This is a genomic window from Corynebacterium curieae (genome assembly GCF_027570035.1).
Taxonomy (GTDB): Bacteria; Actinomycetota; Actinomycetes; order Mycobacteriales; family Mycobacteriaceae; genus Corynebacterium; species Corynebacterium curieae.
The window spans coordinates 684,417-710,458 of record NZ_JAKMUU010000001.1 but is presented as its reverse complement, the minus strand read 5'-3'; the positions used below and the strand labels follow the sequence as shown (position 1 = coordinate 710,458).

Genomic DNA, 26,042 nt, shown 5'->3' with positions numbered 1-26,042 from the left:
CGCAGCTGGGCTGGGCGCGGCTGGGTTGGGCCGCTAGGGCCGGCGGAAAATGGCGGAGGCTAGGCCCACAAGCGCAATAACGCCAACAATGATGGAGGCGGCCAGCCAGTATTGCGGGTAGTACTTGAGCGTGTAGCCAAATACTTGGCCGTCGTCGAAGTGCTGCCACAGCGCGATGGGCATCCACCAGAGCTTGGTTAGCGTGAGGATGGCACCCACCAGGCCGGCGGCGACTCGACTGCCTCCGCGGAGGAAGAAGCTGGCCACAACGAGCACAATGCCGGCGATGGTCAGTGCAAACAGCAGGGGAGTTTCGGTGCCGAGCGGAGAGCCGCGTAGCAAGAACTCGTGGTCAATTTCGTGTTGCTCGATGAGCGTATATCCATCAAGGACAACGTCGCCGGGGATTCCCATTATTTCTCCTTCTCACCCTCAAAGTCGGGGTGGTTCTTATCGTGTTTGGGGTCGTAGCCGTCGGACCAGACGCCGGTATCGAAGTCATAGTCGACGTTCTCGCCATCCTCATCGGTGCGCTGGTACCACTCGGTATAGCGCTCGGCAGAGGAGTCGAAGTCGTAGCCGGCGCCGCGGTCACCTTCTGCGTGTTGGACGGTGAATTCGAAGTCATCGCCATGCTCTTCGATGCCGCGCATGATCGCGTTATCCATCGCCGTGCGGGCGTAGGTGCGGCGGATAAACATCGGGTCCGAGCGCAGGTCACGGATGAAGGCCACCATCATGGCCAAGAGCACAAGGCAGAAGGGGAGGGCGGCGAGGATGGTGAGGTTTTGCAGGCCGGTCAATACGTCTTCGCCGCCGGTGAGCAGCATGACGATGGCGATGCCCATCATGCACAGTCCCCAAAAGACTACGACGAGCTTATTTGGGGTGGGATCGCCTTTGGAAGACATCGTTCCCATCACCACGGAAGCGGAATCCGCGGAAGTAACGAAGAAGACGGCGAGCACCACTAGCAGGATATACGGTGTGATGGTGCCCAAGGGTAGGTCTTGGAACATGGCGAAGAGCACCTGTTCGTTGGAGGATTCGCCGTCGAAGCCGGCGATGCCTTCGCGGTTAAAAGAAATCGCGGTGCCGCCAAAGATGGTAAAGGCAAGAATAAGAATGACTGTCGGCGCGAAGACGGTCACGGCCGTGAACTCCCGGATGGTGCGCCCGCGGGAAATGCGGGCGACGAAAAGGCCCACGAACGGAGTCCAGGCAATCCACCAAGCCCAGTAGAAGGCGGTCCAGTAGGACTGGAACTCGATGGTCTCATCGCCCCAGGACAAACCCTTGGCCATCATGGGTAGAAGCTGATCGATGTAAGTGACAATGCCGGCCGGAATGAGATTGAGCAGCAGCAGGGTGGGGCCAACGAGGAAGACGAAGAGCACCAGCCCTAAGGTCAGCGAGATATTGATATTGGAGAGGTAACGCACGCCGCGCGCCACGCCGGAGACCGCAGAGATGATAAACGCGCAGCCGAGAACCGCAATAATGACGATTAGCGCGGTATTCGTCATAGGGCCAGCACCGCGGATGATGCTGACGCCCTCACCGATCTGGATGGCAGAGAGGCCCAAGGTGGCGGCGGTGCCGAAGAGGGTGGCGATGAGCGCGAGGATGTCGATAAGCTTGCCCACTGGTCCATCCGTATCGCGGGAGCCGAAAAGCGGCTTGAAGATGGAAGAGACCAAAGGCACGCGCCCGCGGCGGTAGGAAGAGTAGGCAATCGCAGCGCCGACCAGCGCGTAGGCCGCCCACGGGGAAACTCCCCAGTGGTAGTGGGCCTGGGCCATGGCTTGGTGCAGGGCCTCGACGGTATTGCCGTCTACCGTATGCGGCGGCGGGGTGAGGTAGTGCGACAGCGGCTCGGAGGGGCCGTAGAAGAAGATGCCCACGCCGATGCCGGCGCCGAACATCATGGCCACCCAGCTGAAGTAGCTAAATTCGGGCTCTTCGTCATCGGTGCCAAGCTTGATGCGCCCCAACCGGGAGCAGCCGATATAGGCCATGGTGACAATGGCCAGCATCATGGTGATATTGAGCAGCCAGCCGGCGTTGGTAATGGCCCAGCCGAAGGCGGAGGATGATGCGCTGGCCACGCTATCTGGCGTGATGACGCCCCAGATAATGAAGGCGACGATGAGTAGGGCGGTGATGAAAAATAGCGGCTTATCTAGACCAAATTTATTGCGTTGGTCTTCGACGCTGATACCGGGAACCAGCCCCGGGTGCATGTTATGTGGGTAAATGCCCACGGCGCTGCCCTTGTCATTGGGTTCGAGGGAGCGCTTATATGCGCGGGCGGATCGAGAGGAGTTCACGAGTTCCTTACGCGGCAAGGGTATGTCCCTGCCTTACTAGACGGTTCTCTTATTGTCCTGCACCGCCTGCAAAACCGCAAATGAAGTGCATAAATACTGCATTATGGAACCAACTGGTGCACAAAATATAGACAATCCTGTCTTTATTGGCATAGGCTGAAGCCCCTGACTCAATACAAGGAGACACAGTGATCATTACGGGACTTCTCACCGGCATCGTCTTCGGTGCCGTGCTGCAGCGCGGTCGCTTCTGCGTGACCGGAATGCTGCGCGATATCTTTCTCAATAAGACTTGGCGCGGATTTACCGCCCTGCTCATTTTGATCTCGGTTCACGCCTTTGGCCTCACCCTGCTTACCGGTACGGGCGTGCTTTCACCGGAGATTAGCGATTTCAAGCCGGTGGCCGTCATTGTCGGCGGCTTCATCTTTGGCTTGGGCATCATCTTGTCCGGTGGTTGCGCTTCCGGCACGTGGTACCGCTCGGCTGAGGGCCTGGTCGGCTCGTGGATTGCTTTGCTGTTTTATGGTCTTTCCGCCGCCGCAATGAAATCGGGCCCGCTGGCCGGGGCGAATGATTGGTTCAAACAGTGGAGCTTGCCGGTAACCACCATCCACGACGCGCTGCACATCTCACCGTGGATCCTTGTAGGGGTTGTGTGGGTAGTGACTTTCCTGCTGTGGCGCCACTACCGCGCAAAGGATGCCGGCCGCCCGAAGGTGGACCTGGGCCAAGCGTGGTATGCCAAGCCGCTGAATATGAACGTCGCGGCCGTACTCGTTGGCCTCATTGGCACGGTGGGCTTTGTTCTTTCGGCTCATGCCGGCCGCAACGGCGGCCTCGGCATCACCACGCCGACCGCGGACATCGTGCGCTGGACAGCCACCGGTGATTCCGCCCGCATGAACTGGGGCACCCTCCTAGTCATCGGTCTTCTGGTAGGTGCTTTCCTTGCCGCGAAATCCGCCGGCGAGTTCCGCGTGCGTGTCCCGGATGCACAGACTGCAACCCGCGCCATTTGGGGCGGCATCATGATGGGCGTGGGTGCGTCGCTGGCCGGCGGTTGCACCGTGGGCAACGGCATGGTGGAGACCTCCTTGTTTAGCTTCCAAGGCTGGGTATCGCTGTTCTTTATGGCACTTGGCGTCGGTGCGGGCGCGCGCTTGTGGCTCAAGCCGAAGAAGGCGCAGGGTCGCGCACCGCAGGAGCCGCAGAACTACTCCACCGCGGAGTCCGTCGATAACGCTGTAGTCTCCGCCGAGGACAAGGTCCTGCCAAGCTTCGCCACGGCAACAGGGGCGGTTGCCCTCAAGACCAAGCCGCAGGCCAAGGAGAAGGCGCGCGCGTTGGGTGGCGGGCGCTATGCGCTCGATACTCTCGGCGCGGTGTGCCCGTTCCCGTTGATTGAGGCCAAGCAGGTCATGGCGGAGCTGGAGCCGGGCGAGGCGCTAGTCATTGACTTTGACTGCACCCAGGCCACCGAGTCCATCCCGCAGTGGGCGGCCGATGAGGGCCATGAGATTCGTGATTTCCATCGCTCGGGCGATGCGGGCTGGCAGGTCACGGTAGTCAAGGGCGGATAATTACATCATTGTCAGCTACTATGAAGAGGCAGAAGAATCGAGGGTGATTCTTGTGCCTCCTTTGTGGTTTGAAAGAAGTAATCGCATGCCTGAATTCGATGATAATTCCACCGCTGTTGCGGATATTTTGCATGCCTTCGCCGCCTTCGAGCGCGAAGAAGAACACGTTCTGGATGCGGGGCTGCGCTTGAACGTTTATGCTAGCTAAACCATGATTCGCGTCTTTTCTGCGTTGCTGCCCTCTGCCGCTGCGCGCGAGCATTTGGTGCATACGCTGCGGCCCATTCATGCGGCAACAACTAACGAGCTGCGCTGGACGGACCCGGATAATTGGCATGTAACCATGGCCTTTTATGGCGAGCAGCCCAATGATGCCGCAGCGGTGCGCGAGCACCTAGTGCAGGCGGTGGCCGGTCGCTCGGCGTTGGATGTGCACTTGAGCGGGGCGGGGAGCTTTGAGCAACGCACGCTGTGGGTCGGAGTCGGCGGGCAGGCGCGCGGCGTGCGGGAGTTGATGGCGGACTGTCAGCTTGCCGACGTTCCCTTTAACCACCATCGCCCCCACCTGACCGTCGCGCGGGCCGGCCGACGCACCCGCGAGCCGTGGGCGCTGGCGGATTTCGTGCGCGCGTTATCGGTGTATCGGGGCCCGGATTTTCGTGCGGACCGAGTTTGCCTCATGCAATCGCACCTGGGCGAGGGCCGCGGCGGCGGGCCGCGCTACGAGGTAATCGAGGAATACCCGTTGTTCTAGGCGGCGCGGGCGGCACGGATTTCCCGCACGAGGGCATCGAGCTCCTCGCGGGTGGCGGTGCGGTCCGGGTGGGTGGTGCAAAAGTCCAGCAGGAAGTATCCGGCGTGCTGCAGGGCGATGTGGCGAGCCCAGAATTGGCGCACGGCTTCGGGGCTATCGGCGGCGAGGGACTGGATGGCGCGGCGCTCGGAAAGCAGCTCGTATTGCAGGTCGCGGCGTGCGGACAACACGGAATCCGGGGTATTGACAAAAAGTAGGCCGAGCAGGGTGGCGGTCGATTCCATCGCGCGTACCTGCAGGCGGGCCTGGTTGCGCACGGGGGCGTGGCGCTGCCATAGCCACAGCACGGCGGTAGCGATGAGGATGGAAAGCACGATCTCGCCGCAGCGGGCCTGGATGGTTGGCCACAAGGGGCGGGTGGCGGAATTGCCCATGAGCAGGGCTAGGGGCGTGGAGAAGATAACGCAGATGGCGTAGTTTTTGGCCACAAAGATCTCGGCGCAGAATTGGCAGGCGGCCAGCGCTAGCAGCAACGTCCAGCCATTAATACCGAAGTAGTGGAGGATGGAAAATAGCAGCACGCCGACGACGGATCCGAGCATGCGGTGGATGCCGCGGACGGTGCCCGGTACGTGGTCGGGTCCCCATTGCAGCATGAGGAAGGCAGAGACCACGCCCCAGTCCGGCCGGTCGAAGCCGAGGGAGAGGCCCACGAGCACGGTAATGGCCGCCGAAAGGACCACTTTTTGGGTGGTGACCATGGCATGTGAATCCCGCACCGCGGCGCGGTAGAGGCGGTAGCGGCCGGTGGGGCGGGTGTGGGGAATGGCGGTGCGATTCGGATCGACGTCGGTGACATAGTCGGTGAGCTGGTCCGAATCAGCACCCAAATCAAGGGCGCGGTTATGCGCCACGATGGTGTGCTGGGCCGCAAGGGTGCGCTCTACTAAGTGCGCGCCTTGGGGGTCGATGACGCGGCCGCCGCGGATAATGTGGGCGTCGGAAAGCGCCTGCCAAGCAGTAAAAAGCGCGGTTTGCGCTTGGTGGTGGCGGGCGAGCGAATCATCCTGTCCGTCCTGAAAGGCAGACGCGGCCTTTTCCAGGCTGGCTACGGCGCGGCGCTCGGGGCCGTGGAGATCAATTAAAGCCGGGGCCATGCCGAGCACCAGGCTGGCCACCATGCCGGTCAGCGCCCAAAAAAGAAGCTGTCCTACGGTTACATCGGTGCGGGCGAGCATGACCGAGCCGCCGCCGACCATGACCAGGAAGAAGGTGCCAGGCGGCGGCAAGCGCAGGGCATTTTGGGCAAAGCCACACATGGCGGCCAATGCCGTGGAATAGAGGCCTGCCAGCAGGAGCCACCAATGGCCATGGCCGGGCACAAAAATGAGCTGGCCTACCAACACACCTACGGCGGCCACCGTAATGAGCGCGGTGCCGGCCGTGAGCATGACGCGTGGGCGGGTGCGATAGGGGTGTCCCTCGCCAAAGATGACGGTAAACGCGCCGGTGGAAATGAGCAGGATTGCGTAGTCGTGGCCGGTGAGCAGGGCGATGGCGCCAGGAATGAGAATCGCCAATCCCGCGCGCAGGGCACCAGGCCAGCGCACCGAGGCGCTATTAAACGCCGTGAGCAATTGGGTGGTGCTGGGGCGCTGCGGGATGGGATAGTCAAGCTGGGCGGCCACGGAGCAGCAGGATCCTTTCTAGGTGGAGTAATCTGACCCGACTACCTTACGCCCAAAGGCACCTTGCTCACATTTCGGCGGCAGCGATAAGCCGGCGCGTGTAGTCCGAACTGGGTGAAGACCAGACCTGCTCGGTGGGGCCGTGCTCCAAGAGCCGGCCACGGTCGAGGACGGCGACGCTATCGCACAGGTGGCGCACCACCGCAAGGTCGTGGGTGACAAAGAGCAAAGTGAGCCCACGCTTGTCGATGACCCCCGCTAGCAGCTCCAATACCTGCGCGCGCACGGACATATCGAGGGCCGAGACGGCTTCATCGGCTAATAGGATATCCGGCTCGCCGCACAATGCGCGGGCAATAGAAATCCGCTGGCGCTGGCCGCCGGAAAACTCGTGCGGGAAGCGATCGAGGCTATCGGCCGGCAGACCGACCTCCTCGAGCGCGGCGGCGGCACGGGAGCGCCTATCGGCCCTGCTGGGGTTTCCCGGCATGGCCTCCGCGATGGATTTCCACACTTTAAGCCGCGGATTGAGTGAGCCCTGTGGATCTTGGAATACCATCTGCACGCGGCCGCGGACGTCGACTTCGCCGCGGGTGGGGCGCTCGAGCCCGGCGATGAGTTTGAGCAGGCTGGTCTTGCCCGAGCCGGACCCGCCCACGATGCCGAGGCGCTCGCCTTGGCTCACGCGCAGGTCGATGCCGTCGAGCGCGGCGTGTTCGCCGTGCACCTTGCCGACCCCGCGGAGGGAGACGAGCGCTTCGCCTTCCGCGGCGGGGGCAAGGGCAAGCTCCGGCGGCCGGGAAGCGGCGATGAGCCTACGGGTATAGGCATGCTCCGGTTGTGCAAGCACCTGCTCGGTGGGGCCTGATTCCACCACTGCACCCTGGTGCATGACCAACACGGTGGGGCACATTCGGCGGATCACACCCAGATCATGGGTGATAAAGATCAGCGCTGTGCCATGTGCCTTTGTCACTCGTTCGATAACACGCAGCACGCCATCTTGCGTGGTGGCATCCAGCGCGGTGGTAGGTTCATCGCAGATGAGCAGGTCGGGACGCCCAGCCATGGCCATGGCGACGAGTACGCGCTGGCGCTGGCCGCCGGAGAGCTGATGCGGAAAGCGGGAGGCAATTTCGGCGTCAAGATCCACCTCTTTGAGCGCGGCAGCGCAATCGCGTACCCCGGCGTGAGCCAGCTGCTTGCCCACGCGCATCAGGGGATCCAGCGCGCTCATTGGTTCTTGGAAGACCATGGCCATGGTCTTCCCGCGCAGCGTGCGGATGTGGGCATCGCGCGCACCCACCACCTCGTGGCCGTCCACGGTGACCGAGCCACTCGCGCGCACCCCATCGGGCAAGAGCCCCATGATGGACAAGGCCGTAAGGGATTTGCCGGAGCCGGATTCACCAATGATGCCGAGTTTCTCGCCCGCGGCTAGCTTGAAGTTGATGGGCCCCAGCAAGGCAGTGGTCGGCGCGGCGGTGGTGACCGCCAAGTTATCTACGTTGAGCAGGCTCATCGCGTGGATCCTTTCAGGCGGGGATCGAGGAGGTCACGGAGGGCGTCGCCAAGCAGGTTAAAACCCAGCACCGTCGCGGCAATGGCGAGGCCAGGCCAGAACGCCTGCAGGGGAGCGGTGCCCAGAAGCGACTGGGAATCTTGCAGCATCCGGCCCCAAGAAGCGGCCGGTGGGGCGGTGCCTAGGCCAAGGTAGGATAGCCCAGCCTCGGCCAGGATGGCGAGGGCGAAATACACCGAGGCCTGCACGATGAGTAGGCCGGCGATATTGGGCACGATGTGGCGCAGCGCCACCTTCCACCCCGGTACGGCAGAAATGCGCGCGGAGGAAATAAAGTCCTGCGTGATAACCTGCAGCGTGCCCGAGCGCGCCACCCGGGCAAAGGACGGGATGCCTGCGATGCCGATGGCAATCATGGCCGTAAGTGTCGATGGGCCCCACACCGCGCCGGCGATAATCGCTAAGAGCAGCGCCGGGAAAGCCAGCAGGAGATCGGCGCCGCGCATTACTAGGGCATCGGCCAGCGTGCGAGGCCGCATCCCGGCGAGGATGCCCATCGGTACCCCTACCAGCGCGGCTATGCCCACTGCGATAAGGCCCACAAAGACCGTAATCTGGGCGCCTGCCATGATGCGGGAGGCGGTATCGCGCCCAAAGCGGTCCGTACCGAGGAGGTGCTCAGTGCTAGGTCCAGATAGCCGAATATCCGGGTGCGCCAGCGTCGGGTCATAGGGCGTCCACACCAGTGATATCAACGCCACCAGTACCGTGGCAGCGACGAGGAAGGCGCCTAGCCAGCCAGAAAAACGCAGCTTCATTACTTCTCACCTGCCGTGATGCGCGGATCAATAAACCGGTAGGCCACATCCGTTAAGGCATTAACCACCAAGGCGAAGGCGACGAGCAACATGACCAAGGTCTGCACCGTGGTGAGATCGCGCACCGCTACCGCATCCAACAGCATGGAACCTATACCAGGAATGACAAAGACGGATTCGATCACCACGGCACCCACGACCATCGTCGTCAGCTGCACACCGGCTACCGTTAGCACCGGTAGCGCCGCATTGCGCAGGCCATGGCGCTTGAGCGCCTCCCACGGCGATTGGCCGAGCGCACGTGCGGTGCGGATAAAATCCTGGTGCAGAACATCGAGCACCGCCGAGCGCACATAGCGCGTCAGCATCGCACCTTGCACCACGGCCAGCGCAATGACCGGCAAGATGAGGTGGCGGATAAACTCGCCCGCGCCCTGGTTCGGCGGTACCCACCCATTGGCCGGCAGCCAGCCCAAATGTACGGCAAAGATAGCCACCAAGATGATGCCGAGGAGGAAGCTCGGCACCGCAATGCCCAGCTGCGTGCCGGCCGAAACCACATCGGCGCCGCGGGTGCGGTTGCGCAGCGCCAGCCACATTCCCACCGGGATGGCCCCGGCCAGCGCAAGCAGCATGGCTAGGCCAATGAGGATGAGCGTGACTTGGGCGCGGTCAAGCACCAGCGGCGTAATATCCTGCTGCGAGGACAAGGACTGCCCAAAATCGCCGGTAAATAGGCCCCTTATCCACTCCCAATACTGCGTGAGCAATGGACGGTCTAGGCCTAGCTCGGAGCTCAGCTTTCCGACGGCCTCTTCGGTCGCATTGACCCCCAATGCTACCCGCGCCGGGTTTCCCGGCACCGCGCGCATGAGCGCGAAAATGATGACGGAAGCGGCAAAGAGCGTTAGCGCAAAGCGCAGCAGCGGGCGCACGATGGCCCGCCCCGTGGAACGAAGGGAACTCATCGGGCCTCCTCTTCGGTGTTTTTATTGGTGGCGTTTGAGTCGGCGTCGGCAGAGGCGAGGTCGCGCAAAATCAGCGCATCGGTGACCTGATCTGGGTGTAGCCCGCGCACGCCGGAACGGGTGAGCACGATATTGGGCATATTCATCAGCGTCAGCGCGCCGGCATCCGCCATGATCTGGTCCACGGCCTGCGCCATGAGCTTGGGGTAGTCCTGCTCCGGCGCGGAATCGGCTTGGGCCAAAAGCTCGCGGGTGCGCGGGGAATCGTAGTTGAGGTAGTAGTCCGGATCACCAAAAAGGGTTGGCACATCGCGCGGCTCCACGTGGGAGATGAGCGACATCTGATAGTCTTTCGCGCCCATGACCTGGCCCAACCACACGGCCGGGAATTCAGCAGATTCCAGGTTTACCTTAAAACCGACCTCAGAAAGCTGCGAGTACAGCAACTCGGCGACGGTCTGCGCATAGGGCAGCGTCGGCGTAGTCAGCGTAATTTCTGCGCCTTCCGCTCCTGCCTCCGTGAGCAGCTGGCGTGCCTTTTCAGGATCGTAGTCGTAGTAGCGCTTGCCTTGAAACCACGGATCCGTGGGCGGGATGGGTGCACCGCCGGTGTCCTTCGCCATCCCATTCCACAAAATGTCATTGGCCGCCTTGCGGTCCACGGCATAGGCCACGGCCTGGCGCACGCGCGGATCATCAAAGGGAGCGCGGGCATTATTCATCGACAACAGCACCTCCCCGTTGGTGGTGCCTACCTCGGTGGAAATGCCCTCCTTAATATCATCGAGCAGCTCCGGGTTCTGCACTCCCCAAACCACGTCCACGCCACCGGCCTGTAGCGCATTGACCGAAGAGATGGTGTCCGGGAAATAGCGCACGGTGACATCCTGTGCGGCGGGCTTTCCCCAGTATCCGTCCCGAACGTGCAGCGCTACGAACTCAGAAGGCGCGAATTTGGCGACCTCAAAGGGGCCAGTGCCCACCGGTTGGGCGGCCAGGTTATCCATGCCACTCGGCGTCATCATCGCGCCGGTGGCCGTTCCCATGGACCATAGCCAGCCATTCGATGGCTGCTTGAGGCGCACCTTTAAGGTGTGGTCATCGATTGCGGTGGCCTTTTCCACCGGATCCATGGCTGCGGAAATGCCGTTGGTCCACTTCTCGCGCACGTAGTCGATGGAAAAAGCAGCGGTCTCGGCGGTGAAGGCAGCGCCATTGGAAAAGGTGACGCCCTTGCGCAGGTGGAAGGTATAGGTGCGGGCGTCTGGGCTGATATCCCATGAGGTGGCTAGGCCTGGGGTGATAGAGCCGTCCTTATCAATGCGCACGAGAGTCTCGTAGACATTGTCCATGAGGACGGCGGGGATGGCAGCGCCGCCGGTAGTGGTGAAATCTAGCGAAGTGGCAGCCGAGGTGGACGCCACGGTAAGGGAAGAAGGGGCAGAATTACTATCTGCCTGGGAGGTATCAACCACCGCGGTATGACCCGCAGAGCACGCCGAGACGGCTCCTACCGCGGCCACCATGGCGAGGCTGCCAAGCGCCTTAGCGGCGCGAAATCTTCTCATAGAAAGCAGGGTAGCCGGTAGTTAAACCTGCCGTGAAAATTATGCAAGATTTCCCGGCGTGGGGATAACTTCTAGGGGTGAGACGCCCCCGCGCACGCTATTCATCGCTAGCTTCATGCGGTCCGCGCGGTACAGATAAACCGCCAACTCCACCGGTTCGCCGGAGTGATTGGAAATCTCCATCTGCAGGCGCCACAGCGGGGTGCCTGGGGCCACGCCGAGAGCCTCGGCATCCTCGGCGCTGGCTTCCTCCAGCGTGAGCTCGCGGCGCACATTATCAAAGTCCACGCCGCATTCACGCAGACGCGTATGGATGGAGCCCGCATCGGCATCGAAGTCCAAGATGTGCTTGCCCACCACCATGGGAAAATACATGCGCTCTACGGCGATAGGCTCGTCCTCGGTATAGCGCACTCGGTGGACAAAGACCACGTTTTGTTCTGGGTCTACGCGCAAAAAGCGGGTGATTTCCCGGGGCGCACGGCGGCGCGCCAGCCACAGGGTGTGCTGCTGCGGATCGACGTCATATTCGCTCAACCAACTGGTAATTGAGTAAATGGATTCAAAATGCTCCGCCTGTGTGGAGGCTAGAACAGTCGAGCGCCGCCCGCGGCCGGAGGAAACAAGCCCTTTGGCGCGAAGAGCCGCAACCGCTTGGCGCACCGGGCCGCGGGAGGAGGAGAATTTCTCGCATAAATCGGCCTCGCTGGGCAAGAAATCTCCTGGCTGCAGCACGCCGGAGCTGATCTGTTCCCGCAGGTGATCAGCGATTTTCTTATGCTGCTGTTTATCGCGTGGGCTCATTTAATCTTTATCCTTATTCTCCGATGCTTTTCGCGGCGGAGCGAAACACATTAATGCTATTCCATTTTTCCGGGCTGCGCTAATGCAAAACCGCTGCATTTTGCATGGCTTGACGGCACGGGAAGAGGAAATGTTCTCCTACACGCGCCGGCTTACCACCGCGGTGTCGCGGTGATGGCACGCTAGGCTAAGTTTCCGTGGACGATAGCAGCGAGATTATTGAACTACGCGAGGCCGGTGGAACCGCGCGCCTAGGCAAGGCGGTAGTGGTGGCCGCTATTATCGCCGTCGCGCTGCTTGTCATAGGCGGGGTGCTTATTTATTCGGCACTGCAGGAACCAGCCGGCAGCCGCCTGCATATCGTATTCCTCGTTGCCGCGCTCATGCCCCTCGGCGGGGCGCTGTGTGCAATGCTAGCGCTGGTGCTTTCAGCGCGGCGTCGAGCTCGCCCGACGCTGCGGATTAGCAGCGAGATTTACCTGCCCCGCCAGCGGATTAGGTTTCCTGCCGCTGAGCTAGAGCGTGTGCAGTTCTATTCGCTAGAACCGGACCAGGATTTCATCGCGCTGCTCCCGCGCGGGGCGCGCGTTTCTACCTTGGCCGAAGCCGAAAAATATTCGGCGCGGCTGCCTGAGCGGGCACATCTGAGCCCGCAGGAGCTGGAAGAGGCGCTGCGCGAAAGGTTTCCCGAGGTACCCATGGACCGCCTTGGACGAGTGCGTGCCGAGGATTAGCTCGGGGTACCAGCCACGCGTGCGGGATCGAGCTGCCAGCCTTGTGCCAGTAGCTGCATATTCTTGATTACTTCCTCATGCGAGTTGGATTGCAGTGAGACCATGAGCTCATCGGCTTGGGCATGCTTTTGGAAAGTATCGAGGTAATCTGCCACCTCATCGGCGGTGCCGACCGCAGAGTACTTCAACATATCGAGGATCTGCTGGCCTTGGTACGAACCGATGATTTGCTCGACTTGCTCATCGGTGAGGTGCTTGCCGCGGCCGGCAAAAGCCTTGACGCGGTTGAAGCACACCCGCTCGTATTCTTCCTGTGCCTCCTGGGTGGTTTCGGCGGCGGTGACGTTGACACCGGCGATGACATAGGGCTTGCTAAAGCGCTCAGAAGGCTGGAAGTGCTCGCGGTAGTACGTGGTAGCCTGCTCCAGATGCTGCGGCGCGAAGTGGGAAGCAAAGGCATACGGCAGACCGAGCTTTGCGGCTAGCGAAGCACCAAACATGGACGAGCCCAAGATATAGATTGGCACATTGGTATTGGCACCAGGAATGGCGCTAACCCCCGGAATATAAGACTTGCCTTCGAGGTAGGAGTTAAGTTCCTTGACGTCTTCAGGGAAGCGCTCAGCGGAGTGGGCATCGCGGCGCAGAGCGCGGCCCAGGGTATTCATATCCGTGCCGGGTGCGCGGCCCACGCCCAGATCGATGCGATCGAGGTACATCTCTTCCAAGGTGCCGAATTGTTCGGCGATGACATACGGGGAGTGATTTGGCAGCATCACGCCACCAGAGCCTAAACGGATGCGTTCCGTCTTCGCGCCGATATGGGCGATGAGCACGGCCGGGGATGAGGACATAATGGACTTCATATTGTGGTGCTCGGTGTACCACATGCGGGAATATCCCAGCTTTTCTGCCTCCTGGGCCAATTGCACGGAGCGGGCAATGGACTGGGCCGGGGTCTCGCCCTCATAGATGGTGCAGAAGTCCAAGACGGAAAGATGCGCGCGTTCGGTCACGGGGAGGGCCTTCCTTCGTTTGATGCTCTTTAAGTTCTTTCATTTCAACGCTACGCGTTTCCACGCTATTCCGAGCAGGGCGGAAAGGGCAGCGGCTCAAGAGAGGGGACGGCACAAAAATCCCCTCCGTCTCGGCGCCTTAGTGCAGCGGGGGAGAAGGAGGGGGGATGCGCAGGCGGAAAGTAGGCCTAGGCCTCGGTTAGGGCGTCGGCTTCGGCGGATTCTTCCGCAGGCGGGTTGGCAGCGGCGTGCTTCTCGCCGGCCTTGGTGGCGATATCGATGACTAGGCCGATGACCGCGGCGATGGCGGTAGGAACGATCCAGCCCAGGTCCACGGATTGGCCGGGCGCCAAGCTCAAGAGGGGATCGAGGGCCTCGGTACCCCAGCCTTGGGCGGCGATGACAGATAGCGCCGACCACAGCACAGAAATCCACAGTGCCAAGCGGTAGGTCCAGTAGAAGATCACGGATTTCTTAACCACCGGCTGGATCAGCGTGAGGGCGATCAGGGAGATGGCCGGCGGGTACAGGAAGGTAATGAACGGAACCGCAATGGAGAGCACTGTATCCAAGCCTTGGAATGCAAAGAGGATGGACAGTGCGGTAAATAGGCAGGCCCAGACGTGGTACTTCACCTTGGGCATCAGCATTTCGAAGAAGGCCGAGGTGGAGGTGATAAGTCCCACCGCGGTGGTCATGCACGCCAGGATGACGATGGCAGAAAAGACGGCCTGGCCGACGGTGCCCATGGTGAGATTTGCGGCGTCGGCAAGCAGGGGCGCTCCCGACTCATAGGACTGGCCATTAGGGATAGTTTGGCCTACCCAAGCCAGGCCCAGGTAGATGGCGGCTAGCAGGGCACCGGCAACGAGCGCGGCGGTGATGGTGCCGTTCACCAAGGACTTTTTGGTTTTAAAGCCCTTGGAACGCAAAGAGCCGACAATCACGATAGAAAAGGCCAGGCCCGCAATCGCGTCCATCGTGTTATAGCCCTCGAAGAGGCCGGTGACCATGGGGGAGGAAGCATAATCCTCGGTGGGGACCTGAGGATCGCGCCCATTGCTGATGGAGGCCAAGGCGATAAGGATAATCAGCAGGCCTACCAGCGCTGGGGTGAGGAATTTACCCAGGGTATCGATGATGGTGTTGGGGCGCCACGCCAAAAACAGCGCGATAAGGAAGAAGACGATATTAAAGATGCCGTTGGCCATGGTGCCTTCCCAGCCCAGCAGCGGGGTGATGGCGGTTTCCATGGAAACGGCGCCGGTGCGCGGCAGGGCGTAGAAAGCGCCAATGGCCAGGTAGGCCATCACGGAAAAGACCAAGCCGAAGTATGCGCCGCCGTTGGAACTTAGATCGCGCACGGAGCGGCCAGAAATGGCGACGGCAACAATGGCTAGGACCGGAAGGAGCACGCCGGCGGCGAGGAAGCCGAGGACGGCGGGCCAAAAATTGGTGCCGGCCGATACGCCCACCATGGGCGGGAAGATGAGGTTGCCGGCGCCGAAGAACATCGAAAATAGCATCAGCGACGCGATCACGATGGTGGCGCCGGGCTTAGAGGTGCTTGACGCAACTGGGGTAGCCATTGTGGCTCCTTAATTTTCCATGTACAGCTAGTATGCGATGGGGCTCCCATTCCGCCGAGGGATGGTGGCGGGGCGGGTGCATCCTCGCGGTCCGAGGTGGCGGGTCACGCCTGTTCGTGTAATGAGACATTACCGCCCACATGGTGAGAAATCAAAGCGTGGGGTGACGCAGGATACATGCCGTCCCCCTGCCGGTTTGGCTTAGTCGAGCGCGGCGAAGGCGCGCTCCATGCGGTCAAGCGCCTCTTCCAAGATCTCGCGCGAAGTGGAGAAGTTTAACCGCGCATGACCTGGGCCACCGGTGCCAAAGGTATCGCCCTCATTGAGCGCGACCTTCGCGTTTTCCCGCAGCCACTTTGCCGGTTGCGGGTTGCCGCCAATGGTGGTATCGGCAAAGTCCAACCACAACAGGTACGTGGCGTCCGGCTTGCTGGTCTTCAGCCCAGGAATGCGCTTTGGCAGTTCTTCCACCAACCAATCGCGGGTCTCGCGCAGGTAGGCCACCTCTTCATCGAGGAAGCTGCCACACTCGCGGTAGGCGGTCTCTGCAGCCAATACGCCCAAGGTGCCCGTGCCGTCCTTGGCCACGCCGGTCAGGCCATTCCACTTCTGGGCATCGGCCGAATTGGAAAAGATCATCTGCGCGCATTTCAGGCCGGCAGTATTAAACGCCTTAGAGGTAGCGGTGACCGTAATGGTGCGCTCCGCGGCCGCCGCGCTAAGCGACGCCACCGGAATATGCCGCCCCTCATAGACCAACGGGGCATGGATTTCATCGGCCAAGATGCGCGCGTCATACTTCTCCGCCAGTTCAACCAGGCCGGTGAGGAACTCCTCATCCAAGACGCGGCCGAGTGGGTTATAGGGGTTGGCTAGCAGGATGGAGCCAGCGCCTTCCTTGAAGGCGCGCTCAATATCGTCGAGCTCTAGGCTAGTTTCGATCTTCTCGCGCCCTGCGGTACGCGGCAGCTCCAGCAGCGGTGGGTAGGAAGGCACTGGCACGATGACGGGGGAGTCCTCGCGGGTGAAGTACTCCACTCCGAGCAGTAGGCCGCGCACTACATCGCCGATCCAGAAAATATGGTCCGAGTTGGGGCGCCAGCCGTAGCGCTTGTCATAAAAATCGGCCACTGCCTCCCGCAGCCCCGAGGCCTTGGGCGCTGGGGTATAGCCGAAGGTTTCCTTGTCCACCATATCCTCCAGCGCCTTCTTAATGGCGGGCGCAGTGGGGAAATCGGACTCCGCAATCCACAGTGGCAACACGTCTTCTTCGAAGACGGTCCACTTGCGGGTTCTGCGGGCTTGCAACTCTTCTAGGCTAGGAAACTCCATGGGCACAACCATAACGCGAAGCCCGCGGCCACCCCAGCGCTTTTATGCGCTTTTATTCATCTGGCTATTCTCCCTGGGCCGTTGCGGACGCGGAGCCGTCTGCCTCTTCTGCATCCTCGGCTTCGGAAGCAGGGCCGGAGACAAAGCCATATTTCTTCAAACGGCGGCGGTCCGCAGCCGAGGTGGATTGGGTGAGTTTGAGCAGCTCGGCATAAATACCGCCGGATTGGGCTAGCTCGGCCGGCGATCCCATTTCATCGATGCGCCCGCGATCCAAGGTGATGATGGTATCCACGTCCGCAATAGTGGACAGGCGGTGGGCAATAATCAGCGTGGTGCGGTCCTTCATCAGCTCATCTAGGCCGGCCTGCACGGCGCGTTCGGACTTGGTATCTAGCGCCGAGGTGGCCTCATCCAGCACCAAGATGGGGGCGTCTTTGAGCATGGCGCGCGCGACGGAGACGCGCTGCTTTTGCCCGCCGGAAAGCTTGAGGCCGCGTTCACCAATGACAGTGTCATAGCCCTCCGGGAAGGCCTGGATGAACTCATGGGCATTGGCGCGCTTGGCGACGTCCACGATTTCTTCCTCCGTGGCACCCGGCTTGCCATAAGCGATGTTCTCGCGAATGGTGCCGGAGAAGAGATAGGACTCTTGGAAGACCACGCCCACCGAGGCGCGCAGGCGCGAGGCGGTGAGATCGTCTACCCGGTGCCCCAGCACATCAAGGTGTCCAGCCGAGGGGTGGTACAGGCCCAACAGCAGGTTCACCAAGGTCGACTTGCCGCCGCCGGACTCGCCCACGAGCGCTACCTTGTGGCCCTCAGCGGCAGCGAAGGAAATATCCTCCACTACGGGCTTGCCTTCTTCGTAGGCAAAGGAGACGTGGTCAAAGGAGAATACCGGCGCGCCGGGCGTGGGCTCCAGCGGGCTCACCGGGGTGAGATCGAGCTGTGGGGTGTGGGACCCCGTGGTGGCAGCCACCAGCTCGCGCGGGGCGGTGGGCTCTACCGTTTCCTCCATCACCTTGAAGTAGTCCTTGGAACCGGCGATGGCGCGTTGGGCGGCATCGACAATCCAGCTCATCATGAATACCGGTTGCTTGGCCATGGCCACCATCTGCAGCAGCATGACCATATCGCCCAAAGAGAAGTGCCCCTCGAGCGTGCGCCAGAAAACCACGCCGTAGATGCCTAAGAAGATGATGGCCATGGCGAGGCCGCGGAAGGTATCCATCATGTGCCACCAGCGCGATTGCGGCTTGGTGGTATCCACTACGGTGCGGTAGCGCGTGGCAAAGTGGAAAAGCTCGCGGGTCTCGCTCACAAAGGACTTGGCCACCTTGACTTGGCCGATGACCTCCGCAAAGCGGCCATTGGCGATGTCGATATTCTCATTCTTGACGTCTTCAAACTTCTGCCAGCGTTTCGAGGTGAGCGCCGTGAGCCACATATATACGGGAAAGAGCAGCGCCAGCAAGATGGCCAGCGGCCAGTAATACCACGCGGTAATGGCCAGCACCGCGATGGTCTGGATGATCATTGTGAAGAAGTTATTGGCAAAGGACTGCACGAACTGCGTGATATTGGCAATCGAGCGATCCAGCCGGGCGATGATCGTGCCGGTGACCTGGTTATCGTAATAGCCTTGCGGAAGGGCGAGCAGTTTGGCAAAGTAGCGCGTGGACAAAATCTCGCGCAGGCGCGAGACCATTACGTCGCCCACGTAGCCGCCGATATTGCGGAAGAGGGCATTGGCGGCATCGGCCAAAAAGAGCGCCAAAGCCAATAACAACACGGTCCGCAGGGCATCGCCCACTGGGGCATCCGTCTGCAGGGCTTCCACGATGGTATCGGTAGCCTGGCGCGTCAAAAAGGGCGAGATCAGCGCAAGAACCGCGGTGACCGTGGCGGACAAGAGCACGCCTAGATAAAAGGGCCATAGGGCAGAGGCGCTGCGGGTGATGCGCAAAATGGAATTCATAAAAGACCACACTCAATTCAAAACGGCGGGTAGTGCGCGAATTTAGGAAATAGGAGAGATTTAAGCGACTGCCCAGTATGCCACATGCGGCGTTAACGAGCGTAAATGCCTAAGTTCCGGAAGGAGTAGGCTAAGGTACTTGTGCAGAAATACAACAATCTTCGCGTGCAAAGGATCCATCCACGGTGAAAATTTCTCACACACTCGGCGCGGGCGTGGTCAGCGTTCTCGCCGTGACCCTGACCGGATGTAGCGTTCTCCAGCCGGAAGAAACAGGGCTCGGGGACAATATCACCGTCTCCAGTTCCGAAGAGGCTCCGTACGAGGCCAAGGACACCGACGATAAAGAGGTCACCTCTAACCTGGCCGAACCCGTTGAGGATAAGGGCCTTGGCGTGAGCTGGGAGCTGCAAGGAGTGTATTCCGATAATAACTCCGGCGGCTCCGTAGTGACCATCCTGTTGAAGAATGAAAACGACGTTCCCTTGCCGGTCGACGCCTTTGAAGATCCCACCCTCGAGCGCGCCGACGGCAACGGCGGCTGGGCCAAGATCAACTCCTTGCCCTATGACAAGGAGTCTGCCCCAGACGTGGAGCCACCGGGGCTCGATCACCCGTTGGGTGCGGGCGCCTCGGTAAACCTGCAGTACCGCTTTGATGTCACGCCTGGCAACCTGTGGAATGCCCGCTTGCACATTGGCAACGTGACCTGGGTAGGAGACCTTAATCTATGACGGAACTTGTAGTCTTGGCCTCTGCCGCGGGTGAACCCATCGGCACCGCTCCCAAGGCCGAAGTTCATTCCACCGATACTCCGCTGCATTTTGCTTTCTCCGCCTGGCTAACCTGCGGCGGCAAGGTGCTGGTAACCCGCCGCGCGCTGAGCAAGCTCACCTGGCCCGGGGTGTGGACCAATGCCTTCTGCGGCCACCCCGCCCCCGGCGAGGAAACCGCCGATGCGGTGCTGCGCCGCGCCACCTTTGAACTGGGTATTGCGCCTGAAGACCTGTCTACCCCGCAGCTTATCCTGCCGGACTTTTCTTATCGCGCCGTGGATTCCTCGGGCACGGTAGAAAATGAAATCTGCCCCGTGTACAAGGTGGAGCTTTCTGCCGACGCCGCCTGGGAACCCAACCCAAACGAGGTGGATTCCTACCAATGGGTCGAGCCGGCGCAGCTTTTCGCCGCGGCTGATGCCATGCCCGGAGTCTTTAGCCCGTGGATGATTGACGAGCTAGCGGACGACAAATTGCGCGCCGCGCTGTAATTTCGGCGCGCCAGTCTTATAGGTCATCTTCGTCATAGAAGGCTGCGGCCACATAATCCAAGGTGGCATAGGCTAGGCGGCGCTCGCCCGTATCCAGGTCAAATTCCAGCACGTTATGGTCATCGCCGTAGCTGGGGAATCCGGGCTTGCCGGTGGTGGCAAAGTGACGCAGCCACTCATTGAGCTCACTGGCAGGGGTTTCCTCGCCGGCCTCGTTTCCGCTATCGCCAAAAAGAGGGCCCAATTCCGCACAATGCACCGCGGGGGAATCGGTGCGCGTAAACTCCATCATCCACGTCGGGCCTGGGGCATGCGCAGCCACCTGGGCGGCCCACCGGCGCACGGCGGCATCCCCGATGAGACGGCCCATGGGTCGCTGCGGATCCACGTAGTGCGCAAGCTGCCGCCACTGCTTGAAGCGCTCGTGCGATATGCCAAATTTGGGCGAAAGGTAGCTGGTAATAAAACCGGCCAGCGCCATCTTGTCTATGCGCTGCGCGGCGGGCATATCGTAGAACTCATCGCGGGTAGAGGTCACCACGATGGGAATATCCGCCAGCTCCTCGGCCTGCAATGGGGCAGGACCTAAAGCAACGTCGAAGCGGTATTTCTTGCGGAACTTGGCATACCCCTTGGCTGGCGACTCTAGCTCCAATTTCTCCAGAGCCTGGCGCGTTATCGGCACACCAAGGCACTTGCGCAGATCCGCCACGCGGTGCTCAAAGCGGTCGCGCGGGAACGCCGGCGAGAGGGCCAATACGCGGCGGAAACCGCCCCGGAAGTGATCGCGGCGCGCCAGCCACAGGCTCATCGCCGCACCGGCGGACTGGCCCACCAAAGTGATATTGGTCTTATCCCCGCCAAAGGCCTCGATATTGTCCTGCAACCACTCCAAAGCCAGCAGGCAGTCATCGATGCCGCGGTAGCGGTCCGCCTCATCGCCATCAAAGCGCGCGAAGCCAGCCAAACCCACGCGGTAGCCCACCTGCACTTGAATAACGCCGTGGCGCGCATTTGTCGTACCCGTCAGACGCGGGTCTTCGTGCGTTCCGTGCTCGTAGCGCCCGCCATGGATATAGACCACGACGGGGCATTCGGCGGCGTCGGCAGGCGCGGTAATAGACAGCGCAATGTCTTCTGGATGCGGCTCGCGGGCATCCTGGTCACAGGTGCCCTCTTGTGGCTTGGCGGGGGAGAAGGGGCTGGGTATGGTGCTATAGCGCACCGAGTGGAAATAGTGCAGGCCATCTCGGCGCACGCCGGTAATTCGGCCGGAGGCGGTGGCAACGGTAACGGGTATCTGGGCGCTCGACATGTCTGCCAGATTACCGCGAGCAAGTAGGATGAGGTGCCATGGAGTGGTTGACGAGCTTGGGCAGCACGCTCTCGCAGTTTTTGGTGCAGGCGCCCGTATGGATTCAAATGATCATCGTGGTGGCCATTGCCGTGCCGCTCATGGTGGTCATCGCCTGGTGCCTCATGTGGGCAGTCGACCGCGTGGCCAACCGCGCCGCAGGCGTGATTTCTCAGCAGCGCAACCGCCGCACTAAGGTAGACCACCATGGCTGAGGAAAACAACGAGCGCGCCCAGCAGGAACGCGCCGAGCTGCGCGCCAACCCGCGCGAGGGCCTTTGGGACCCCGAGTCCAAGCGCGTCGCCCAGTCTTCCGCCGCAACAGATACGCCGGGCGCGCAGCCGATAAAGCGCAAGCGTGCCCTGCCCAAGTCCCGCGTCTCGCTCACGCTGTGGACAATGATCGCCCTCATCATCATTGTCGCGCTCATCGGCCTGTGGACTTAAAAGACCCCGCCGATGGAGCCGCGCGGGAGATGGCCCAGCCCTAGCTCTTGCGGCTGGTGGATTCTAAGCGCTGGAAGAATTCCAGCCCAGGAAGATCCTCGATAAGTAGGGCATTACCGGCCGTATCGCACAGCGGCACGCACCAATTGGGATAAAGCTCGTGGGTAGTGCCCGGCTGATTTTGCGCACGTACATCACCCACCATGTCCACCAGGCTGGTGCATACGAGTGCCGAAGGCGTGCCAGCGATATACCGGTGCAGGGCTACGCTGAGATCCTCCTCCGCGCCGCGGGAGGAGCGCCCATCCGGATCCACGCGGTAATCGCGCTGCGGCAATAGTCCGCGGTCAGCTACCGCTCCCAGCACGCGGGCCTGCCACTCGATGTCATCGTGCTGCTCATCATCTACCGAGCGGTTCAGCACGCCCAATCGCGCGCGGAGTGAAATATGCTCGCCGCGCAGGTACGCCAAGGTCGGTGGCAGGTCGTGCGTATTGACCGAGGATAGCGCCAGCTTGCGGTACTTTTCCTGTGGCAGCGGGGAGTAGTTATCATCGTCGCGTTCAAACCATACGATCGATGTTCCCAATACCGCCTTGTGGGCGAGGACATCTTGTACCCATGGCTCCACGGTGCCGAGATCCTCACCAATGACCACCGCGCCGGCGCGCTCTGCTTCTAGCGCCAAGATGCCCACCATGGCTTCAAAGTCATAAGAGACATATGTGCCCGTCAGCGGGCTGGCCATGCGTGGGATCCAGTAGAGACGGAATAGGCCCAGGATGTGATCCACGCGCACGCCGCCGGCATGGCGCAACACGGTGGTGAGCATCTCGCGCCACGGGGCGTAGCCCGCCGCCGCCAGGCGCTGCGGGTGCCACGGCGGTTGCGACCAATCCTGACCTTGCTGGTTATAGTCATCCGGTGGCGCACCTACCGAACATTGCGGCGCCAGGTACTCGGTGAGGTTGACCGCATCGGCGCCACCCGGGTGCACGCCCACGGCTAGGTCGGTGACTAGGCCGAGGCGCATGCCGGCATCGAGCGCGCGCTGCTGGGCGGTGGCCAGCTGCTCATCGCACAGAAACTGCAGCCAAGAATAAAAGCGGGTGAGCTTATCCATATCCAGATCCTCGGCATGGCGCTGGCCCGATTGCGCCGCGGCATCCTGCTGCGCGCACCACGCCGCGAAGTCGCGGAGTCCACGGCCCTCCTCGCGGGCGTAGCGCACGAAGGCCTCTTCCCGCTCCGGGGTGGGCTGGTAATTAAAGAGCTCGCGCAGTACCTGAAGCTTGGCCTCAAAAATGGTGTCGCGCTCAATTTCCTCGGCGCTGCGGTTGCGCTGGCGAAACTCCTCCGCCAGTTCGCGTACATCATCCTGCAGGTCCTCTGGCAGTAGATTGAGCTCTGGGATGGATTCGATGTGCAGGTAGAGCGGGTTGATAAAGCGCCGCGTGGTAGGCAGGTAAGGCGAATTTTCCACCGGTGGCAGCGGCTCGGCCGCATGCAGCGGGTTGACCAGCAAGAAATCCGCGTGCGGGGCGAGCGATTCTGCCAGCTGGCCTAAGTCCTGGAAATCACCAATGCCCCACGAGGATTCCGAGCGCACCGAATAGAGCTGCGCCATCACGCCGCTAATCGGGCGCTCCACAAACTCATCGGCCGTAGAAAGGCGCGCCGGGGTAATGATGAGCGGGCAGGCATGCTTGCCGATGCCCCCGGACTCCAGCACCAATTCGTGGTAGCCCATGGGCAGGTCCCCGGGGATGTGGAAGCTTGCCTCGCCCCACAGCGTGCCATCGACGTTCGCGTCTGGGGCATCATTGGGATCCTGGTAGACCTCGCGGGTGCCGCCGCCTTCTAGCTCGACGTGTAGGTCGGCCGCAGCGCCGGCGTGGACGTGGACTGCAAACCCGCGCTCTTGGCCCTGCGGTGCGACGATGCAGTGGGGGAGGGGCTGGGAGGAGCGGTCCAAGTAGTCGTCGTAAAGCAGCTGCGTTAACGCCGCATCGTCTGGGTCGTCATCGATATTGACGCCCAAGGCGCGCAGGGTATAGACGATTGTGTCTTCAGCGACGTGGACGGGGAAACCAGACTGGGAGGTATAGCTGGTGGCCACACCGTGGCGCTGGGCGAGTTCTTCAAGCAAGGCGCGGGTAGTCACAGGCCACATTGTGCCACGGGTGCAACGCGCCTGCTGGGCAACGGGTTGGTACAGTGGGCGGAGACTAATAATTAGCTGTTCGAAAGGACACCGCGTGACCCTGCAAGAAGTCCACACCCCAGCCCAATTTACTATCGAGCCGGGCGAAACCTGCCTGACCGCCCTGATGGACACCGCGAAGAAGCGCCCACACGGCGTGATGTTTACTCGCCCTGCCAACTACGAATGGGTCAACGTCACCGGCAAAGAGTTCATCGATGAGGTCTTTGAGGTAGCTCAGGGGCTCATTGCCCTGGGCGTGGAGCAGGGAGACCGCGTCGCACTGATTTCCGCCACCCGCTATGAGTGGTCCCTGCTGGACTTTGCCATCTGGGCCGCCGGTGCGGCTTCCGTGCCGGTCTATCCTTCTTCTTCTGCCTCCCAGGTGCGCTGGATCATCGAGGATTCCGGCGCCGTGCTCGCCATCACGGAAACCCGCGAGCATTCCGAGTTGGTTGAAAACCTGGTCCTGCAAGAAGACGGCGAGCCGAACCTCAAGGGCTCTCCCTCCCAGCTGCGCCGCGTGCTGGAGATCAACTCTTCTGCCATCGATACCTTGAAGTTTGAGGGCCGCGGCGTGGCCGCCGACGAGGTATACGCCCGCATCAAGGCCACCTCCACCGATGACCTAGCTTCCTTGGTTTATACCTCCGGCACCACCGGCCGCCCTAAAGGCTGCATCCTTACCCACCGCAATTGGCTGGCACAAACCCGCGGCCTATGCACCAACCCCATTGGTATCTTCGCCGTGCCGGGCAGCCACACCTTGACCTTTTTGCCGCTGGCGCACGTCTTTGCCCGTGCGGTATCCATTGCGGTGGCCATGCGCGGGGCCTCCCAGAATCACTGGTCCGATTTTTCCACCATCTCCATGGAGTTTGCCCGCTCCCGCCCCAACGTGATCTTGGGCGTGCCGCGCGTATTTGAAAAGGTGCGCAACTCCGCGGCTTCCAAGACCGCCGAGTCCGGCATCAAAACGCTGCTATTCGAGCAGTCCGAAAAGATCGCCATTGAGTACTCCAAGGCCTTGGATAAGCCGGAGGGCCCGGATCGCTTCCTCAAGGCCAAGCACAAGGTCTTTGACAAGCTGGTGTACTCCGCCATCCGCAAGGGCGTGGGCGGCAACGTGAACTACTGCATTACCGGTGGCTCCGCTATGGGTCATGACCTGCTGCACTGGTTTCGCGGCATCGGAATTCCGGTTTATGAGGGCTATGGCCTGACCGAGGTTGCCGCCGCGGCTGCCGTAGACTTTGTGGACCAGTCCATCGGCACCGTCGGCCCACCGATGGGTGGCGTGACCATCCGCATCAATGATGAAGGCGAAATCTGCATCAAGGGCGATATCGTCTTCCACGGCTACTGGAATAATCCGGAAGCCACCGCGGAGGCCCTCGAGGATGGCTGGTACAACACCGGCGATTTGGGCGAGATTGATGAGGACGGCAAGCTCGTTATCACCGGCCGCAAGAAGGACCTCATTGTCACGGCCGGCGGCAAGAATGTCTCGCCTGGCCCGATGGAAGATATTCTGCGCGGGCACCCGCTTATCTCCCAGGCCATGGTGGTAGGCGATGGCAAGCCCTTCGTCGGCGTGCTGCTGACCCTGGATCCGGATATCCTGAAGCGCTGGAAACTGGACCACAATATTCCGGAAAATCGCCCCATGCGCGAGCTGGCTACCGATCCCACCCTGCGCGCGGAGCTGCAGGATGCCATCAACCAGGTCAACGCCACCGTTTCCCATGCGGAGGGCATTAAGAGGTTCTACATCCTCGAGTCCGATCTCACCGAGGAAGAAAATGAGCTGACCCCCACCATGAAGGTTAAGCGCAACGTGGTAGCGCAGCGCTATGCTGCGGCCATCGAGCACCTATATAAGCGCTAAAGCCGCACTGCGGGGACACCCGAGGATTTCCCTCGGGTGTTTCTTTTTGCCGCGCTTGCCGACGCCCCCTCGGTGCAGCTCACCCCACCACCCTCACCCTGGCAGGGGCGAACCTGCCATAAACCTGTGAATGGCTTCGGAGTGTCGCACGCCCGCGGCGGCTGATCTGGCATAGAGTCGTGAAGCGTTACAGCAA

General features: G+C 61.4%; 23 protein-coding genes. 9 read left to right on the top strand and 14 right to left on the bottom strand.

Features of this window, described 5'->3' with window-relative positions; genetic code table 11:
- Nucleotides 1–33 precede the first annotated feature (33 nt).
- Together L8V01_RS03305 and L8V01_RS03300 are read right to left on the bottom strand one after the other, a co-directional pair.
- Nucleotides 34–414: a hypothetical protein gene (locus L8V01_RS03305; RefSeq protein ID WP_269945717.1), complete on the bottom strand. Its 381-nt coding sequence runs from the start codon at nt 412–414 to the stop codon at nt 34–36.
- A complete protein-coding gene (locus tag L8V01_RS03300; protein WP_269945904.1) occupies nt 414–2,243 on the bottom strand; it encodes a BCCT family transporter in 1,830 nt (609 codons plus the stop codon). The genes L8V01_RS03305 and L8V01_RS03300 overlap by 1 nt, the downstream gene beginning before the upstream one ends.
- 275 nt (nt 2,244–2,518) lie before the next feature.
- Here L8V01_RS03300 and L8V01_RS03295 point away from each other — a divergent pair, with 275 nt between their 5' ends.
- The 3 genes from L8V01_RS03295 (at nt 2,519) to thpR (ending at nt 4,667) form a co-directional block, all read left to right on the top strand.
- A complete protein-coding gene (locus tag L8V01_RS03295; RefSeq protein ID WP_269945716.1) occupies nt 2,519–3,913 on the top strand; it encodes a YeeE/YedE thiosulfate transporter family protein in 1,395 nt (464 codons plus the stop codon).
- A gap of 85 nt (nt 3,914–3,998) precedes the next feature.
- Nucleotides 3,999–4,121: a hypothetical protein gene (locus tag L8V01_RS03290; RefSeq protein WP_269945715.1), complete on the top strand. Its 123-nt coding sequence runs from the start codon at nt 3,999–4,001 to the stop codon at nt 4,119–4,121.
- Nucleotides 4,122–4,124: 3 nt separating this feature from the next.
- Nucleotides 4,125–4,667, top strand: coding sequence for an RNA 2',3'-cyclic phosphodiesterase (thpR, locus tag L8V01_RS03285; protein WP_269945714.1), 543 nt, complete (start codon nt 4,125–4,127; stop codon nt 4,665–4,667).
- On the opposite strand, the gene L8V01_RS03280 is transcribed toward thpR, so the two are convergent.
- From L8V01_RS03280 to L8V01_RS03255, 6 genes are all read right to left on the bottom strand, one after another.
- Nucleotides 4,664–6,355: an FUSC family protein gene (locus L8V01_RS03280; protein WP_269945713.1), complete on the bottom strand. Its 1,692-nt coding sequence runs from the start codon at nt 6,353–6,355 to the stop codon at nt 4,664–4,666. The genes thpR and L8V01_RS03280 overlap by 4 nt on opposite strands.
- Before the next feature lie 67 nt (nt 6,356–6,422).
- Nucleotides 6,423–7,877, bottom strand: coding sequence for an ATP-binding cassette domain-containing protein (locus tag L8V01_RS03275; protein WP_269945712.1), 1,455 nt, complete (start codon nt 7,875–7,877; stop codon nt 6,423–6,425).
- Complete coding sequence (locus L8V01_RS03270) at nt 7,874–8,695, bottom strand: ABC transporter permease (RefSeq protein ID WP_269945711.1); 822 nt, start codon at nt 8,693–8,695, stop codon at nt 7,874–7,876. Before L8V01_RS03270 ends, L8V01_RS03275 begins: the two co-directional genes overlap by 4 nt.
- Nucleotides 8,695–9,663: an ABC transporter permease gene (locus L8V01_RS03265; protein ID WP_269945710.1), complete on the bottom strand. Its 969-nt coding sequence runs from the start codon at nt 9,661–9,663 to the stop codon at nt 8,695–8,697. The genes L8V01_RS03270 and L8V01_RS03265 overlap by 1 nt, the downstream gene beginning before the upstream one ends.
- Nucleotides 9,660–11,231 (bottom strand): ABC transporter substrate-binding protein, encoded by a 1,572-nt coding sequence (locus L8V01_RS03260; protein WP_269945709.1) that lies wholly within the window; start codon nt 11,229–11,231, stop codon nt 9,660–9,662. Before L8V01_RS03260 ends, L8V01_RS03265 begins: the two co-directional genes overlap by 4 nt.
- Nucleotides 11,232–11,270: 39 nt before the next feature.
- Nucleotides 11,271–12,035 (bottom strand): GntR family transcriptional regulator, encoded by a 765-nt coding sequence (locus tag L8V01_RS03255; RefSeq protein ID WP_269945708.1) that lies wholly within the window; start codon nt 12,033–12,035, stop codon nt 11,271–11,273.
- Between the two features lie 197 nt (nt 12,036–12,232).
- On the opposite strand from L8V01_RS03255, the gene L8V01_RS03250 reads away from it, so the two are divergent.
- Nucleotides 12,233–12,769 (top strand): hypothetical protein, encoded by a 537-nt coding sequence (locus L8V01_RS03250; RefSeq protein WP_269945707.1) that lies wholly within the window; start codon nt 12,233–12,235, stop codon nt 12,767–12,769.
- Here the strand turns inward: L8V01_RS03250 and L8V01_RS03245 are convergent.
- The 4 genes from L8V01_RS03245 to L8V01_RS03230 form a co-directional block, all read right to left on the bottom strand.
- On the bottom strand, nt 12,766–13,785 hold the full coding sequence (locus L8V01_RS03245; RefSeq protein ID WP_269945706.1) for an LLM class flavin-dependent oxidoreductase: 1,020 nt from the start codon (nt 13,783–13,785) through the stop codon (nt 12,766–12,768). The two genes, L8V01_RS03250 and L8V01_RS03245, sit on opposite strands and share 4 nt — an antisense overlap.
- Before the next feature lie 188 nt (nt 13,786–13,973).
- The gene (gene brnQ, locus L8V01_RS03240) at nt 13,974–15,374 is read right to left on the bottom strand and encodes a branched-chain amino acid transport system II carrier protein (protein ID WP_269945705.1); all 1,401 of its coding nucleotides are present in this window, start codon (nt 15,372–15,374) and stop codon (nt 13,974–13,976) included.
- Between the two features lie 201 nt (nt 15,375–15,575).
- Complete coding sequence (locus tag L8V01_RS03235; protein ID WP_269945704.1) at nt 15,576–16,706, bottom strand: MalY/PatB family protein; 1,131 nt, start codon at nt 16,704–16,706, stop codon at nt 15,576–15,578.
- A 64-nt stretch (nt 16,707–16,770) separates the two neighbouring features.
- Complete coding sequence (locus L8V01_RS03230) at nt 16,771–18,687, bottom strand: ABC transporter ATP-binding protein (RefSeq protein ID WP_269945703.1); 1,917 nt, start codon at nt 18,685–18,687, stop codon at nt 16,771–16,773.
- A gap of 185 nt (nt 18,688–18,872) precedes the next feature.
- On the opposite strand from L8V01_RS03230, the gene L8V01_RS03225 reads away from it, so the two are divergent.
- Nucleotides 18,873–19,421, top strand: coding sequence for a hypothetical protein (locus tag L8V01_RS03225; protein WP_204611230.1), 549 nt, complete (start codon nt 18,873–18,875; stop codon nt 19,419–19,421).
- A complete protein-coding gene (gene idi, locus L8V01_RS03220) occupies nt 19,418–19,954 on the top strand; it encodes an isopentenyl-diphosphate Delta-isomerase (RefSeq protein ID WP_269945702.1) in 537 nt (178 codons plus the stop codon). The genes L8V01_RS03225 and idi overlap by 4 nt, the downstream gene beginning before the upstream one ends.
- Nucleotides 19,955–19,970: 16 nt before the next feature.
- Here the strand turns inward: idi and L8V01_RS03215 are convergent, their stop codons facing one another.
- Nucleotides 19,971–21,269: a carboxylesterase family protein gene (locus L8V01_RS03215; RefSeq protein ID WP_269945701.1), complete on the bottom strand. Its 1,299-nt coding sequence runs from the start codon at nt 21,267–21,269 to the stop codon at nt 19,971–19,973.
- A gap of 38 nt (nt 21,270–21,307) precedes the next feature.
- On the opposite strand from L8V01_RS03215, the gene L8V01_RS03210 reads away from it, so the two are divergent.
- Complete coding sequence (locus L8V01_RS03210; protein ID WP_239194141.1) at nt 21,308–21,523, top strand: hypothetical protein; 216 nt, start codon at nt 21,308–21,310, stop codon at nt 21,521–21,523.
- Nucleotides 21,516–21,755, top strand: a complete 240-nt coding sequence (locus L8V01_RS03205; protein ID WP_269945700.1) for a hypothetical protein — start codon at nt 21,516–21,518, stop codon at nt 21,753–21,755. Before L8V01_RS03210 ends, L8V01_RS03205 begins: the two co-directional genes overlap by 8 nt.
- Before the next feature lie 40 nt (nt 21,756–21,795).
- Here the strand turns inward: L8V01_RS03205 and malQ are convergent, their stop codons facing one another.
- Nucleotides 21,796–23,919: a 4-alpha-glucanotransferase gene (malQ, locus tag L8V01_RS03200; RefSeq protein WP_269945699.1), complete on the bottom strand. Its 2,124-nt coding sequence runs from the start codon at nt 23,917–23,919 to the stop codon at nt 21,796–21,798.
- 94 nt (nt 23,920–24,013) lie between these two features.
- Between malQ and L8V01_RS03195 the strand changes: the two genes are divergently transcribed.
- Complete coding sequence (locus L8V01_RS03195; RefSeq protein ID WP_269945698.1) at nt 24,014–25,846, top strand: AMP-dependent synthetase/ligase; 1,833 nt, start codon at nt 24,014–24,016, stop codon at nt 25,844–25,846.
- Nucleotides 25,847–26,042 lie beyond the last annotated feature (196 nt).

Coding starts and splice junctions, on each gene's coding strand:
- L8V01_RS03260 (WP_269945709.1), bottom strand. CDS start 11,231: ATGAGAAGATTTCGCGCCGCTAAGGCGCTTGGCAGCCTCGCCATGGTG.
- idi (WP_269945702.1), top strand. CDS start 19,418: ATGACGGAACTTGTAGTCTTGGCCTCTGCCGCGGGTGAACCCATCGGC.
- L8V01_RS03275 (WP_269945712.1), bottom strand. CDS start 7,877: ATGAGCCTGCTCAACGTAGATAACTTGGCGGTCACCACCGCCGCGCCG.
- thpR (WP_269945714.1), top strand. CDS start 4,125: ATGATTCGCGTCTTTTCTGCGTTGCTGCCCTCTGCCGCTGCGCGCGAG.
- L8V01_RS03270 (WP_269945711.1), bottom strand. CDS start 8,695: ATGAAGCTGCGTTTTTCTGGCTGGCTAGGCGCCTTCCTCGTCGCTGCC.
- L8V01_RS03215 (WP_269945701.1), bottom strand. CDS start 21,269: ATGTCGAGCGCCCAGATACCCGTTACCGTTGCCACCGCCTCCGGCCGA.
- L8V01_RS03265 (WP_269945710.1), bottom strand. CDS start 9,663: ATGAGTTCCCTTCGTTCCACGGGGCGGGCCATCGTGCGCCCGCTGCTG.
- L8V01_RS03230 (WP_269945703.1), bottom strand. CDS start 18,687: ATGAATTCCATTTTGCGCATCACCCGCAGCGCCTCTGCCCTATGGCCC.
- L8V01_RS03235 (WP_269945704.1), bottom strand. CDS start 16,706: ATGGAGTTTCCTAGCCTAGAAGAGTTGCAAGCCCGCAGAACCCGCAAG.
- L8V01_RS03210 (WP_239194141.1), top strand. CDS start 21,308: ATGGAGTGGTTGACGAGCTTGGGCAGCACGCTCTCGCAGTTTTTGGTG.
- L8V01_RS03290 (WP_269945715.1), top strand. CDS start 3,999: ATGCCTGAATTCGATGATAATTCCACCGCTGTTGCGGATATTTTGCAT.
- brnQ (WP_269945705.1), bottom strand. CDS start 15,374: ATGGCTACCCCAGTTGCGTCAAGCACCTCTAAGCCCGGCGCCACCATC.
- L8V01_RS03300 (WP_269945904.1), bottom strand. CDS start 2,243: ATGCACCCGGGGCTGGTTCCCGGTATCAGCGTCGAAGACCAACGCAAT.
- L8V01_RS03305 (WP_269945717.1), bottom strand. CDS start 414: ATGGGAATCCCCGGCGACGTTGTCCTTGATGGATATACGCTCATCGAG.
- L8V01_RS03255 (WP_269945708.1), bottom strand. CDS start 12,035: ATGAGCCCACGCGATAAACAGCAGCATAAGAAAATCGCTGATCACCTG.
- L8V01_RS03205 (WP_269945700.1), top strand. CDS start 21,516: ATGGCTGAGGAAAACAACGAGCGCGCCCAGCAGGAACGCGCCGAGCTG.